Annotated in this window: 14 protein-coding genes; 4 read left to right on the top strand and 10 right to left on the bottom strand. The window is 67.0% G+C overall.

Annotated elements, in window-relative coordinates:
* Positions 1–153 precede the first annotated feature (153 nt).
* Positions 154–1,515: a class I SAM-dependent RNA methyltransferase gene (locus WMN78_RS19645; RefSeq protein ID WP_340535441.1), complete on the bottom strand. Its 1,362-nt coding sequence runs from the start codon at positions 1,513–1,515 to the stop codon at positions 154–156.
* A complete protein-coding gene (locus tag WMN78_RS19640) occupies positions 1,512–3,488 on the bottom strand; it encodes an APC family permease (RefSeq protein ID WP_340535440.1) in 1,977 nt (658 codons plus the stop codon). Before WMN78_RS19640 ends, WMN78_RS19645 begins: the two co-directional genes overlap by 4 nt.
* 131 nt (positions 3,489–3,619) lie before the next feature.
* On the opposite strand from WMN78_RS19640, the gene WMN78_RS19635 reads away from it, so the two are divergent.
* Positions 3,620–4,291 carry a potassium channel family protein gene (locus WMN78_RS19635; protein WP_340535439.1) on the top strand — a complete coding sequence of 224 codons (672 nt, stop codon included), beginning with the start codon at positions 3,620–3,622 and terminating at the stop codon, positions 4,289–4,291.
* Positions 4,292–5,059 carry a TrkA family potassium uptake protein gene (locus tag WMN78_RS19630; RefSeq protein ID WP_340535438.1) on the top strand — a complete coding sequence of 256 codons (768 nt, stop codon included), beginning with the start codon at positions 4,292–4,294 and terminating at the stop codon, positions 5,057–5,059.
* A gap of 26 nt (positions 5,060–5,085) precedes the next feature.
* Here the strand turns inward: WMN78_RS19630 and WMN78_RS19625 are convergent, their stop codons facing one another.
* The 4 genes from WMN78_RS19625 to dut all read right to left on the bottom strand — a co-directional run bounded on the left by WMN78_RS19625 (position 5,086) and on the right by dut (position 7,570).
* On the bottom strand, positions 5,086–5,868 hold the full coding sequence (locus tag WMN78_RS19625) for a DUF3159 domain-containing protein (RefSeq protein ID WP_340535437.1): 783 nt from the start codon (positions 5,866–5,868) through the stop codon (positions 5,086–5,088).
* Complete coding sequence (locus WMN78_RS19620; RefSeq protein WP_340535436.1) at positions 5,865–6,257, bottom strand: hypothetical protein; 393 nt, start codon at positions 6,255–6,257, stop codon at positions 5,865–5,867. Before WMN78_RS19620 ends, WMN78_RS19625 begins: the two co-directional genes overlap by 4 nt.
* The gene (locus tag WMN78_RS19615) at positions 6,250–6,957 is read right to left on the bottom strand and encodes a DUF3710 domain-containing protein (protein WP_340535435.1); all 708 of its coding nucleotides are present in this window, start codon (positions 6,955–6,957) and stop codon (positions 6,250–6,252) included. The genes WMN78_RS19620 and WMN78_RS19615 overlap by 8 nt, the downstream gene beginning before the upstream one ends.
* 82 nt (positions 6,958–7,039) lie before the next feature.
* Positions 7,040–7,570 carry a dUTP diphosphatase gene (gene dut, locus WMN78_RS19610; protein WP_340535434.1) on the bottom strand — a complete coding sequence of 177 codons (531 nt, stop codon included), beginning with the start codon at positions 7,568–7,570 and terminating at the stop codon, positions 7,040–7,042.
* 106 nt (positions 7,571–7,676) lie between these two features.
* On the opposite strand from dut, the gene WMN78_RS19605 reads away from it, so the two are divergent.
* Positions 7,677–8,165, top strand: coding sequence for a DUF3093 domain-containing protein (locus WMN78_RS19605; protein WP_340535433.1), 489 nt, complete (start codon positions 7,677–7,679; stop codon positions 8,163–8,165).
* A gap of 35 nt (positions 8,166–8,200) precedes the next feature.
* On the opposite strand, the gene WMN78_RS19600 is transcribed toward WMN78_RS19605, so the two are convergent.
* Complete coding sequence (locus WMN78_RS19600; protein WP_340535432.1) at positions 8,201–8,500, bottom strand: DUF4193 domain-containing protein; 300 nt, start codon at positions 8,498–8,500, stop codon at positions 8,201–8,203.
* Positions 8,501–8,733: 233 nt separating this feature from the next.
* On the opposite strand from WMN78_RS19600, the gene sepH reads away from it, so the two are divergent.
* Entirely contained in the window at positions 8,734–10,170 is a 1,437-nt protein-coding gene (gene sepH, locus WMN78_RS19595; protein WP_340535431.1) for a septation protein SepH, read from the top strand.
* A 35-nt stretch (positions 10,171–10,205) separates the two neighbouring features.
* Here sepH and WMN78_RS19590 read toward each other — a convergent pair whose 3' ends face one another.
* The 3 genes from WMN78_RS19590 to WMN78_RS19580 form a co-directional block, all read right to left on the bottom strand.
* Positions 10,206–10,928 (bottom strand): thymidine kinase, encoded by a 723-nt coding sequence (locus WMN78_RS19590; protein WP_340535430.1) that lies wholly within the window; start codon positions 10,926–10,928, stop codon positions 10,206–10,208.
* The gene (locus WMN78_RS19585) at positions 10,921–12,090 is read right to left on the bottom strand and encodes a nucleotide pyrophosphatase/phosphodiesterase family protein (RefSeq protein WP_340535477.1); all 1,170 of its coding nucleotides are present in this window, start codon (positions 12,088–12,090) and stop codon (positions 10,921–10,923) included. The genes WMN78_RS19590 and WMN78_RS19585 overlap by 8 nt, the downstream gene beginning before the upstream one ends.
* Before the next feature lie 70 nt (positions 12,091–12,160).
* Positions 12,161–12,901, bottom strand: a complete 741-nt coding sequence (locus WMN78_RS19580; RefSeq protein WP_340535429.1) for a DUF5998 family protein — start codon at positions 12,899–12,901, stop codon at positions 12,161–12,163.
* Positions 12,902–12,908 lie beyond the last annotated feature (7 nt).

Raw genomic sequence — 12,908 nt, 5'->3', positions numbered from 1 at the left:
GCAGGACTCCTCTCGCAACAGTTTCATCTTTGTCGCGCGGTAGACCGCTTGCTAGTTAGGTCATCCTAATTAGTACAAGGTCATACAAAAGAGCATGGGGTCAGCCGGGAATTCGGCGCGCGACGTGGGACTACTACGCCCATCCTAGTCACATCAGGCCGGGGGCGTCAGCAACGCCACCGTCTCCATGTGGTGCGTGTGCGGGTACAGATCAAACGCCCGGAGCCCCGAGAGCGACCAGCCGCCCTCCCGGAAGTACCCCACGTCCCTGGCGAACGACGCCGGATCGCAGGAAACGTAGGCAATGGCGCGGGGGCCTGCTGCCATCAGCTGGCTGACCACCGCCTTGCCCGCCCCTGCACGCGGCGGATCAAGCACCACTGCATCGAAGTTGCGGGGTTTCTGCCGCAGGACGCGCTCCACCCGCCCCTGCATGATCTCCACCTGTGACGCCCCGTGCAGGTTCTTCCGCGCGTCCCTGCTGGCGCCCGGAGCACCCTCAACGGACAGTACGGAGCCGGTCACACCGACGGCGTCAGCGAGTGCGGCGGTAAACAGGCCCGCCCCGGCGTACAGGTCGGCCACCACAGCGCCCGGTTCCAGGTACCCGCCGTCGTGCAGGAAACCTTTGACCGCCCCGACAAGGGTGTCCGGCGCGTCACGGTGGATCTGCCAAAAGCCCTCCCCCGTGACCCGGTACTCGTGTCCGGCGGCGGACTCCTGGACCCACGTCCGGCCCCGCAGCTGCAGGACCTCGCCCTTGAGCGGATCGAAGCTGGCCACCGAGACCTCTTCGGGCAGCTGCGCGAGGATCGCGCCGAGTCGCTTGGCCCGGGTGCCCGCGGCCGGAGCCAGCAGTACCAGCGGGCGCGATCCGTTGGCGGGGGCCGCCACTTCCACGCGCTCAATGCCCTGCAGGTCGATGTCCCACAGCCTGAGCTCATTGATGCCGGCCACAGCCAGCGGCATTTCGCGGATGGCGATGACGTGGTCGGAGCGGTGTGCGTGCATGCCCAGCCCGCCGGCGGGCGTCACGGCGAAGCTTGCCCGCGTGCGCCAGCCCAGTCCTGCGTCCCTGCCGGTGGCGGCGGCGCCGGCGGCGCTTCCCCCCACGGTTTCCACCCCGGTGACGCGTTCGACGCCGGCGAGCCGCTTCAGCTGTTCCGCCAGGACGTCAGCCTTGAGGCTTCGCTGGCGTTTCAGTGACACGTGGCCCAGTTCCGCACCGCCCACGGGAGGGTGGCCGTGGGACCACGCCCGCAGGGAGTCCGCCAGGTGCCAGAAATGGGGCACGCGGTCCGGAGACGCTTCAAGCACTTCCACCACGTCGGCACGCCAGAACTTGGATCCCTCGCCGGCATCGGTCAGGCGGATCCGGACCTTCTCGCCGGGAATGGCGTGGCGGACAAACACCACGCGGCCTTCGTGGCGGGCAACGCAGTGCCCGCCGTGGGCGATGGGCCCGACATCCACCACGAGCTCGGCGTCCGTGCGGGTCTGGGTCTCGGGGTTCATTGGATATCCTGCATTTTCTTGGCTTCTTCGGACGATTTGAGCTGCCACGGCACGCTGGCCACCATGACTCCCGGCTCGAAATGGAGACGGGTCTTAATTCGCAGCGCGGTCTGGTTGTGGACCAGTTGTTCCCACCATTTGCCCACCACGTACTCGGGGATGTAGACCACGATGAGGTCACGGGGCGAGTCCCGACGCATGTTCTTCACGTATTCCATGATGGGAGTCACGGTTTCCCGGTAGGGGCTGGCGAGGACGGTCAGCGGCACCGGAATTTCCAGTTTCTCCCAGTCGGCCAGGGTGTGCGCGGTTTCCTCGGAGTTGATGTCCACGGTGATGGCGTCGAGCCGCGAGGGCCTCGACGCGCGGGCGTACGCCAGTGCCCTCAGTACGGGCTTGCGGACATGGGAAACCAGCAGCACTGCGTGCACCCGGGACGGAAGGGCCCGGGGCGAGGAGTCCTCGTCCACAGCCAGCTCTTTGGCCACGTTGTCGTAGTGGGCGTGGATGCTCCACATGATGAGGTAGAGCACGAACATCGCCAGCAGGGCGATCCAGGCGCCCTGCTCGAACTTGGTGATCAGCACAATGGTCAGCACCAGTGCGGTCATCCCGAAGCCGATCATGTTGATGCTGCGTGACTTGAGCATCCGGAGGCGAACGGCCTTGTCCCGTGCCAGCTTCAGTTCGCGGCCCCAGTGCCTCACCATTCCCAGCTGGCTGGCGGTGAAGGAAATGAAGACGCCAACGATGTACAGCTGGATGAGCTTGGTGACGTCGGCGTTGAACGACAGGATGAGCACCAGGGCGCCCGCGGCGAGGGCCAGCACTCCGTTGCTGAAGGCCAGGCGGTCGCCGCGCGTACGGAGCTGGCGCGGAAGATAGCCGTCCTGCGCCAGGATGGATCCGAGGACCGGGAAGCCGTTGAAGGCCGTGTTGGAGGCAAAGACCAGGATGACGCCGGTTGCTGCAACCACGATGTAGAACAGCACCGAGCCGGGACCGAAGATGGTCTGGGCGATCTGGCTGATGGCCGGGCTTTGGATGTAGTCTTCCGGTAGCGGCTGCCCGTTGACCAGGAACTCCGTGGCTGGGTCCAGGACGATGTGCACTTTGGTGGCGTTGGCCAGGTAGATGATGCCGGCAAGCATGGAGGACGCGATCAGCCCCAGCAGGAGGAGCGTGGTTGCCGCGTTCTTGCTCTTGGGCTTCCGGAAGTTGGGCACGCCGTTGCTGATTGCTTCCACACCGGTCAGGGCCGCTGCGCCGGAGGAGAACGCCCGGAGCAGCAGGAAGGCGCCGGCCAGACCGACCAGCCCTTCATCGAACCCGGCCGCCGGAACAATCGTGAAGTTCGCGGACGGGGCCTCGCCCAGCTGTCCCGTCACCGCCTGGAAGATGCCGACGGCAGTCATGCCGAGGATGGACGCCATGAAGATGTACGTGGGAACGGCGAAAACGCTGCCGGCCTCCTTGATGCCGCGAAGGTTCACCAGCGCGAGGATGACCACGCCCACGGTAGCTATCATGGCCTGCTGGCCGTGCAGCGCGGGCACAGCGGCGGTGAGGTATGTTGCTGCCGAGGACATCGAGACGGCGACTGTGAGCACGTAGTCCACCAGCAGCGCCGACGCGACCGTCAGTCCCGCATGCTTGCCGAGGTTGACGTTGGCTATTTCGTAGTCGCCGCCGCCGGACGGGTAGGCGTGCACGTTCTGGCGGTAGGATGCCACCACTGTGAGCAACACCACCATGACGGCGAGGCCCACCCAGGGGGAAAACGCCACCGCACTCACACCCGCCAGTGCCAGGGTCAGGAGGATTTCATCGGGCGCATACGCCACTGAGGACAGGGCGTCCGAGGCGAAGACCGGAAGCGCGATCCGCTTTGGCAACAGGGTGTGGGCCAGCCGGTCGTTCCGGAAGGGCCTCCCCACCAGCACCCGCTTCGCGGCATTCAATATAGTCAGCACTCCACAAAGCTAGTCTGATTCGGACGCGATGTCATGACGGCTTGTTGCTGTTCCCTCCGGGGCCCCTACGCTGTGCCCGGACGGCCGGTAGAGTCTTACGGAGCAACAGGAAAAAGACTGAGGAGGCACGGGTGGCGCACTTCGTGATCATGGGTTGTGGACGCGTGGGAGCCACGCTGGCGCACACCCTCGAGGATGCGGGCCATTCGGTGGCCATCATCGACCAGGACGACCGTGCCTTCCGCAGGCTCCGCACCGGTTTTTCGGGCCGCAAGGTCACGGGAGTCGGGTTCGACCGGGAAACCCTTAAACAGGCCGGCGTCAGTGAGGCCTATGCCTTCGCCGCCGTGTCCAGCGGCGACAACTCCAACATCCTGGCCACACGGGTTGCCCGCGAAACCTTCCACGTCCCCCACGTCGTGGCCAGGATCTATGACCCCGGCCGCGCCGAGATCTACCAGCGCCTGGGCATTCCCACGGTGGCCGCCGTGCGCTGGAGCGCGGACCAGGTACTCCGCCGGATCCTGCCCGAACAACACCTTGCAGGTGACTTTCGTGAACCGTCCGGACGGCTGGTCCTGGCCGAAATCGACCTCGACCCGTCCTGGATCGGCCACTCCGTGGCTGAGATCGAGAAGGCGGCCGGAATCCGGATTGCCTACCTGACCAGGTTCGGTGAAGGGATGCTGCCCGCCGCCGCCACGTCGTACCAGGAAGGCGACACCGTCCACGCCATGCTGCGCGTGGACCGCAGCGCCGAAGTAGGCCACATTCTTGCCAAAGAACCCCCCAAGGAGCAGTAAGTGAAAGTCGTCATCGTCGGGGCGGGCAGCGTCGGTTCCTCGATTGCCCGTGAGCTCCTTGCCCACAAACACGAGATCCTGCTCATCGACCTGAAGCCGGAAGTCATTGGCCGCAGCGGGCTACGGGGCGCGCACTGGCTGGTAGGTGACGCCTGCGAGCTGAGCACTCTCCAGGACGCCAAGCTCGAAGACGCCGAGGTGGTGGTTTCAGCCACGGGAGACGACAAGGTCAACCTTGTGGTCTCGCTGCTGGCGAAGACGGAGTTTGGCGTCGGCCGCACCGTGGGCCGGGTGAACAACCCCAAGAATGACTGGATGTTCAACGACTCCTGGGGGGTCGACGTCGCCGTGAACACCCCGCAGCTCATGACCGCCCTGGTCGAGGAAGCGGTGGAAATCGGCGACCTTGTCCGGCTGCTCACCCTGCAGACCGGTGTCTCGTCCCTGGTCGAGTTCACCGTGCCGCATGACTCGCACGTCATCGGCCTCACCGTGGGCGGCATTGACTGGCCCGAGGACTCCACGCTGGTTGCGATCCTCCGGGACCAGGCCCCCATCACGCCCAGCCGGGACGACGTGCTCGACGGCGGGGACGAACTGTTTTTCGTCACCACCATTGCTGCCGAAGACGAACTCAGGGCGCTGCTCTCTCCTGAACAGCAGCCGGACCGGGACACGGAGCACCAGGAACCTCAGGACGGCGGACGGCAGGACGAATCCCGGCAACCGGAGCAGCAGGCTCCCGAGGACGACGGCTTCGACGGCTAGCGCCGAAGCACCCCGGGCAGCGGCGGCTAAGGCTGCGACGGACCCCCGGACTGCGACGGAGCCGGCCGCCCGGCCGCGGGCACAGCAGGCCTGGTGATCAGCCAGGCCACCCACACACCCAGGATGTACAGCGGAGTACCCATGAGGAGCCGCGTGGTGGCGAGGGCGGCCAGGCCTTGCTCACCCATGAAGTACAACGGCACCTGGACCAGCAGCCGCAGCGCCAGGACGCCCACGATCACCCAGGTCCCCAGTCGGTAGGCCCTGACGCGGGCCGGGTCCTTTCGCCAGTCCAGGCCCTCGTTCCTGATGAAGCCGAACAGCAGGCCCGCGATGGGCCAGCGGAGCGCTATGGACAGCACCATCCCGGCAATGTACGCCGCATTGGTGAAGAATCCCGGGACGTAGAAGTCCTCCGCCTTTCCGGTGGTATGCGCCAGCCAAGCTGAAATTCCGACGCCGACAATTCCGGCCAGCGCCTGGGTCAGGGGCCGCCGCTGGACCAGCCGGACCACCGTGAAGGCGGCAGCCGCAGTCAGGGCGCCCACCAGGGACAGGGTGAGCTCGCGGGTGATGGTGAAGGTCACGAGGAACACGAGTCCGGGGACGATGGTCTCCGCGATGCCTTGGACGCCGCCGGCACTCTTCAGCACGTCGATGTTGCCGTCCTTCGACCGGTGCAGGCCGGCCTTCGCAGCGTAGCCTTCCGCGAGGTTGGCCACTGACGGCGTTTCCGGCGTGGGCGGTGCTTTGCCCGGTTCGGACGCGGCCGGTCCGGCAGCGTGATCCGGGTTCTCGGACGGCGTCATTCGTTCTCCTGGCGGGACAGTATTTCGTAGCGGGGATTGAACATGGTGGGAAGGCCGTCGCGCAACGTCAGCATGCCTTGGAGCCTGAGTTCACTTCCCGGTTCCACGCCGGGAACCCGCCACCGGCCGAGCCACACGACCCGCAGCCGGTCCCGCCGGCCCGGTCCCCCGGGCCTCCGGGCCGATGCCGGTTCCGCGGCGACCGGGGCAGAGCCGGCCTTCTTGCGCGGGAGGTCGTGGTCGGTGACGATGGCGGTGAAGGTGGCAATCTGGGTGGCCGGCACGTAGGTTACGGACTCGATAAAGCCACGGCACAGCACGCGTCCACGGTCCGGCAATCCACTGATGGAAAGTTCGGGCTGCGGATACTCGCCGGCCGGATCAGCCAATCTGGGTGATCTCCGGTCCGCGCTCCGGCTGCTCGAATTCGGGTGCGCCCTGCTGCGGCGCCGGAGCGGAATCCTTCGGCAGGCGAAGCTGCAGCAGGTCACGCGGCGGCATCGGGCTTTCGCCCCGGACCACCACGATCTGGCGGAACAGGGATTCAAGGTTCGCGGCGGCATCGCGGTCCAGGGCAGCCTCGCCGCCCAGGACGCCGCGCAGGAACCAGCGGGGACCGTCGACGCCGATGAAGCGCGCCACCCGGTAGCCGCCCGAGCCGTCGGCCGTTCCGGCCGGAAGCTTAGCGATCAGTTCGGTGCCGAAGACTCCGGGGACCTCTTCGACCTGGCCGCCCTGGCTTCCCACGGACTGCCCGATCTGTTCCCGGATCTCGTCCCAAAGTCCCTCGGTGCGCGGCGCGGCGAAGGCCTGGAGCTGGAGGCTTGACCCTTCGAGGTCCATGGTGACCGCCACAACCCGCTGCGTGGCTTCCTCAATCTCGAGCCGAAGCTGGAGACCTTCACGGGGTGCAATCAGGAGCGCGCCGAGGTCCACGTAACCGTCGGTGCTGTCGATTTCCGAGACGTCAAAGGGCCCGGTGGCTTTCCGGCCGGTATCTTCCCCGGCAGCGGAGTCCGCAGTCTCCGGGGTTTCCCCGGGCTCTACTGCCTGGTCCTTCTTGGCCTTCTTGCCACGCCCAAAAACCATCGGGTTGTCTCCTTAGTTGTGATCTTGTCCGCCGTGCCGCCTGGACCGCGGTAAATCCGGCAGAGCCGGGCAGCGCCCGGGGCTAGGCCTGCGGTATCGCGAAACCGCCGGTGGAACCGAATCCGCCGTCACCGCGGACTGAGTCGCTCAATTCCGCAACGGCCACGAACTGCGCGTACTCCACGCGCTGAATGACCATCTGTGCAATTCTATCGCCGCGCCGCAGTTCAATGGCTTTCTCCCGGTCCGTGTTCAGCAGGGTCACGGCGATCTCGCCGCGGTATCCCGCGTCGACCGTTCCCGGGGCGTTGACGACGGTCAGTCCGTGCTTGGTGGCCAGTCCCGAACGCGGGTGGATGAGGGCCACGTAGCCGTTCGGCAAGGCGATCGAGACTCCGGTAGGCACCAACCGGCGTTCACCCGGCTCGAGGACGACGTCCTCGCGGGCACGGAGGTCTGCCCCGGCGTCGCCGGGGTGGGCATAGGACGGGGCTTCGAGTCCGGCGTCGAGCATTTTCAGCTGGACCGACAGGGTGGGCGATCCGTAGGCCGCGGCGGTGCCTTCCGGGGAGGTCGGCGGCAAAGTACTCACGGCTGCAGTTTCTTCAGTCACAGTCATTCACTCTAACGGCAGCGGCGCATCCGGGCCTAGCCGCCGAGGAAGCCCGACGGTGCCGGGCCAAGGTGAAATACCCCGGGAAAGGTGGAAAGCTGGGGTTATGCCGGAATCTAGTGCAGCTGTGCCTGCCTCCAACAGCACGCCCCGCGGAACCACCGTCCTTTACAGCGAGAAGCTGCACCCGAACCTGTGGATCTGGCTGGTGGCGGCAGGGCTCTCCGGCGCCGGCATCCTCGTTTTTGCCCCGATCAGCCTGGCGGCCGGCATCACGGCGGCACTGGTGCTTTTCACCATCATTGCGGTGCTGCTGGTCCTGTCCACACCCTCCATCACGGTGACCACAGACACCCTCCAGGTGGGGCGGGCCACCATCGAGCGGCGCTATATAGGAACCGTGACACCGTTCAGCGGCAAGGAGGCGACGGCGGAACGCGGCCCGCGGCTGAACGGGCTGGCCTACCTCTGCATCCGCGGCTGGGTGGACCCGGTGGTCAGGATCGACATCACGGATCCGTCCGATCCCACGCCGTACTGGCTCACTTCCACGCGGCACCCGGCACAACTGACGGCTGCCCTCTCCGGCGACTAGAAGCGCCGGGCCGCAAGCCGCCTGCAAGCGCGTGGTCAGCCTTCGCAGTCCTTGCAGAACAGCAACCCGTTCTTTTCACGGGCGATCTGCGAGCGGTGACGGACCAGGAAGCAGGACGAGCAGGTGAATTCATCCGCCTGGGCCGGCAGGACCCGGACCAGGAGTTCCTCACCGGACAGATCGGCACCCGGGAGTTCATAGCCTTCGGCAAGGTCGGACTCGTCCTCATCCACCACTGCCGTGGGCTTGTCCGCGCGCCGGGTCTTCAGTTCCTCGATGGAATCTTCGTTCAGTTCCTCTGCTGATTTCCGCGGCGCATCGTAGTCTGTCGCCATTATGTGCTGGTCACACTCCGCTTTCTTCGGTTGGATCGCCGGATCCCCGGTTCACCGATGTAAACGCAGATAGGCCTGGTTTTGTGCCCGGCCCGGGCGCCCGTTTTTGGCCTGGGACGCAGCGGCGCCCGGAAAGTCGTGGAATATCGCGGCGCGCCCTCTCCCCTCCCCGGAAATGTGACTGCCGGGTGGCAGAGTTTCGAATGTCAGTAATGCCAGGGTGGAGGATTTGTATGCAGGATCTACGGCTTGTAGGCGTCCACGACGACGGGGAGCATCTCCTGTTGAGCGGCACCGGCGGCGAGATGTTCCAGCTGCCGATCGACGAAGCTCTCCGGCTCGCGGCCAGCCGCTCTCCGGCGAAGGTTGCCGCTAAAGCCGCGCCCGTTGCCATGTCCCCGCGGGACATCCAGGCGCGCATCAGAAGCGGGGCCACGGCCGCCGAAGTATCAGAACTCTCCGGGATTCCCCTCGCCAAAGTCCAGCGCTATGAGGGACCCGTACTCGCGGAACGCGACTACGTGGCACAGCAGGCCCGCAAAATCGAGGTGGCATCCCCTGCGCCGGGCCATGATGTTTACCGCTCCGCCTTCGGGGACAACCCGGCCACCCTGGGTGACATGGTGGCCCACCGGCTCAACGCCCACGGCATCGAATCCTCAACGGTGGAATGGGACTCCTGGCGGCGCCCGGACGGCACCTGGACCGTGGTTGCCCGCTTCGAGACCAATCCCGGCGGCCATGCCAGCATCGGCGAGGAACCGCCTGCCATGTGGACCTTCAGTCCGGCCCGGAAATCGCTGCAGAACGCCAACCGCTGGGCGCAGCAGCTGAGCGAACTGGAACCGCTCGACGGTCCCATACCGGCACGACGCCTTGCGGCAGTCTCCGACCGCCCGTTTGACTTCGAGACAGATGCGGACGCGGCCGCCGCCCGGACGGCATCCGGCCAACCCGGCAAGGATGCGGACGGGCTGCTCGACATGCTGCGGTCACGCCGCGGCCAGCGGCTCGGCGTGGACGAGGACGCGGACGACGCCTTGGCGCTGCTGCTCACCAACGGTGTTCCCGCGGCCCACCCCCGCCCCTCCGAGGTGGTGGCCGAGCCCGAGCCCGACGGCGGCGGAACGGGTGCTGAGAACGGCGAAGAAGACGCTGCACCGGCTGCCAAGGGAGATTCGTTCACCCGCAAGCGCGAGGGCCGGGCTTCCATGCTTTCGCGCCTAAGCCTCGCTCCGCGGCACACCGGCGATGAAGACCAACGACTAAAACTTCACGACGGCGTCAGCACGGAAACCCGGGAAATCACCATTGTGGCGTCCCCGCTGCGCCCGGTAACCGAGCCGGAGGAAGCACCGCCGGAAGAGTCCGGCAGTTCGACGGCGGCTCTCGACGCCGGCCCGCATCGCGATGCCGCTGCCGGCGTGGAATCAGCTCCCGCCAAAGAGACGGCCCCCGGCCGGCAGTCCGGCTGGAACCGCGAATCCGCACCGAACGTCGGCCTGGATGAACTGCTGGGCGGCGGGAGCCCGCGCCGAAAGCGGGACGATGCTCCGGCGGGTTCGAGGAGCGAGCGGGAAACCGAGCAGCCCGAACGGCAGCCGTCCAAACCCAAGCGGTCCAGCGTCCCCAGCTGGGATGAAATAGTCTTCGGCCCCCGCGGCGACTGAGGCCCCGCCCCAAGCCAGGGCCAGCAGGCCGCGGCTTAGCCGCGCCGGGTTTCCCCGGAACCGTGCCACAGGCAGGCGTCCACCTCGAACGGCAGCAACTGGTCCTGCTGGGCCATGACGTTGGCGCCGTGGGCCGTGACCCTCCGCATGAAGTGCCGCCGGCACAACGTCTCGTAGCCCACCACGGGTTCGTGCTCCGCAGCGCCGGCGGAGGACGGGTCCCCGGCCATGTCGACGTCGCCCACCACCACCTGCGCACCTTCGGTCACCATGACGCCGTCAATCGTGCGGGCATTGTGGGTGGCCCGGCGGCCGCACCAGCACAGCGCCTCGACCTGCAGGACCTGGACGCGGTCCGCGAGTTCGATGAGCCGCTGCGATCCCGGGAAGAGCCGTGTGCGGAAGTCCGCGCTGATGCCAAACGCAAACACGTCGACGTCGATCTCGTCAACAATCCGGGCCAGCTGTTCCACCTGCAATGGCGAGTAGAACTGCGCTTCGTCACAGATGAGGTAGTCCACCCGCAGGCCGCGTGTGCGGCGCTCAATGACCTCGTCCCAGAAGTCCGTATTGTCCAGGACCTCCACGCAGTCGGTCTCCAGTCCGAGCCGGCTGGAGATCCTGGCACCGCCGGCGCGGTCGTTGCGGCTGAACCGGACGCCGCCGCGTCCCCGGGCCCGGTGGTTATGGTCCATCTGCAGGGCAAGGGTGGATTTTCCGCAGTCCATGGTCCCTGAGAAGAACACGAGTTCAGCCACGCGCTCCCTTTCTGCCTTGAGCCGTGAAACAGAGCAGCGGAACTTCGCGTTCCGCTTTGGTCAGCGATCCGTGCTGCCCGACGACCTCCAGGGCCGCGGGGCGTACGCGGCGTGTGTCGTAGAACGCCAGGGCGTCCCTCGCGGCCACCAGAACGTCCCCGATGCGCGGGACGACCTCCGGCCTGACGTCGCCGAACAGTCCGGCGGTCACGGCCTCGTCGCGGCTGAATGCCCAGATCCTGTCGCCGAAGCGTTCCCGCCACGATCCAATCAGCCTGGCGCGGTCCTGTTCCCCCGCGCCGGGCTCAAGGTACAGGTGGACCATGCGGGGCTCCCCCGCCGTGTGCCGGACACCGGCGATCAGGGCAGGTTCCGCCGAGTAGTCGAAGCGCTGTGATTCAGGGACGTCCAGCATGCCGTGGTCCGCCGTCAACAGGATCGTGGTTCCGGGCGGAAGGGTGGCGTTGAGCCGCCGGACTGTGGCGTCGAGCTCCTCCAGCTGGTGCTCCCACTGGGCAGACTGGCAGCCGTAACGGTGGCCGGCCTTGTCCAGGTCGTTCACGTAGAAGTACATCAGCGAGCTTTCCGCGGCAAGCATGGCGTCCGCCGCGGCGGCCGTCCTGGCGTGCGGGGTGCCTGCGGCGATGAAACGTCCGCCCCGCAACGCCGCCTGCGTCATAGGCGAGTCGCCGAATTGCGGGAGGCTGATGGTGGTGACGTCCGTGTGGGCGGAGGCGCGCTCGAACACCGTGGGAAACGGCTGCCACTCACGGGGGTCCACACCGGCATCCCAGTTGCCCAGCATGTTGACCACTTTGTCCTGCCGTGGATCGAGGACGTCGTAGCCCACCAATCCGTGCTGGCCGGCCGGGAGCCCCGTGCCGAAGCTGGCGAGGGAGGACGCGGTGGTGGAGGGGAAAGCCGAGTCCAGGGCCACCGGCACCGCTCCCTGGCCCTGCTGCATCACGGACCGCAGGAAGGGGGTATGCGCGGACTTTTGCTTCAGCAGGCTACGGCCCAGGCCATCGGCGAGGACAACGCACACCCGCCGGGCCGCCGGCAAGTTCAGCCGGTTCTCGAAGCCCTCGATTCCGAGGCTGGCTGCGGCGCTGGTGAGGACTTCCGCGATGGAGCGCTGGCCGTAGGCCGGCGCCGGGGGCATCGGCGAAGGTGCGGGGGCACCCTCGGCGACGGCGACGGCGGACGGTTCAGATTTGTTCCCTGGCGTCATCTCAGCGCTGGTGCCCGCGGCTGAGGCGGTTTCCAAAGACGCCCGTGCGGGGGCGCGGCGCGGACACAGGGCTGTGCGGCACGGGCGCGGGCGAACCCGTGTTCACAGCCCGCAGCGCCCGGGCGAACAGCTTGGCGTCCTGGACCGCCTGCAGGCCGTCAGCTTCCGCGCTGATGCGGAGCACGATGTCCTCCTGGGCGATCGTGCCGCTGTAGCCGTGGTCCGCCTCGCACTGCGGATCACCGCAGCTGGCCGGGCCCATGTCCAGCCGCTGGCCGCCGGACCAGGCGATGGAAAGGGTGAGTTCCCGGACGGGGTCGGAGGGCTTGTAGTTTTGCGGCTGGGCGTACATGTAGCTCAGCACCACGGAACGGATCTGCGCTACGGGCACGGACTCCGTGGAGATCTGGGCGACGATCTGCTCTCCGGCCTCGTCCAGCTGCTGGTCGTCCACGTGGGCGATCACCAGCATGTCGTCCGTCAGCACCAGGACGGTGATGTGCCGGCGTACCTCGGCGCGGTCGAAGTGGGTCTCAAGGTGCACCAGGTGCGCCATGCAGTCGCGGCCGTCCAGTGCGTCGTCAACAACGTCGGCTACCAGCCGGGGATAGAAGCCTGCCTGCTGGAGGGCACCTTCAAGGCTTTGGCCCTGGGCACCGTGGTCGTGCGCGCCGTGGCTGTGTGAGGCCTGGTGACCGGATCGGTGTGCTTGTGGCTTCGACGTGGGAGGCTGGGGGCTCATTCCCCCA

The organism is Arthrobacter oryzae (genome assembly GCF_037911235.1).
Taxonomy (GTDB): domain Bacteria; phylum Actinomycetota; class Actinomycetes; order Actinomycetales; family Micrococcaceae; genus Arthrobacter; species Arthrobacter oryzae_E.
This window is presented reverse-complemented; position numbering and strand designations above follow the sequence as displayed.

Bases quoted from the DNA above. Each gene is read 5' to 3' on its own strand.
- WMN78_RS19600 (WP_340535432.1), bottom strand. From the start codon at position 8,500: ATGGCGACAGACTACGATGCGCCGCGGAAATCAGCAGAGGAACTGAAC.
- WMN78_RS19605 (WP_340535433.1), top strand. From the start codon at position 7,677: ATGCCGGAATCTAGTGCAGCTGTGCCTGCCTCCAACAGCACGCCCCGC.
- WMN78_RS19645 (WP_340535441.1), bottom strand. From the start codon at position 1,515: ATGAACCCCGAGACCCAGACCCGCACGGACGCCGAGCTCGTGGTGGAT.
- WMN78_RS19580 (WP_340535429.1), bottom strand. From the start codon at position 12,901: ATGAGCCCCCAGCCTCCCACGTCGAAGCCACAAGCACACCGATCCGGT.
- sepH (WP_340535431.1), top strand. From the start codon at position 8,734: ATGCAGGATCTACGGCTTGTAGGCGTCCACGACGACGGGGAGCATCTC.
- WMN78_RS19615 (WP_340535435.1), bottom strand. From the start codon at position 6,957: ATGGTTTTTGGGCGTGGCAAGAAGGCCAAGAAGGACCAGGCAGTAGAG.
- WMN78_RS19585 (WP_340535477.1), bottom strand. From the start codon at position 12,090: ATGCCCCCGGCGCCGGCCTACGGCCAGCGCTCCATCGCGGAAGTCCTC.
- WMN78_RS19625 (WP_340535437.1), bottom strand. From the start codon at position 5,868: ATGACGCCGTCCGAGAACCCGGATCACGCTGCCGGACCGGCCGCGTCC.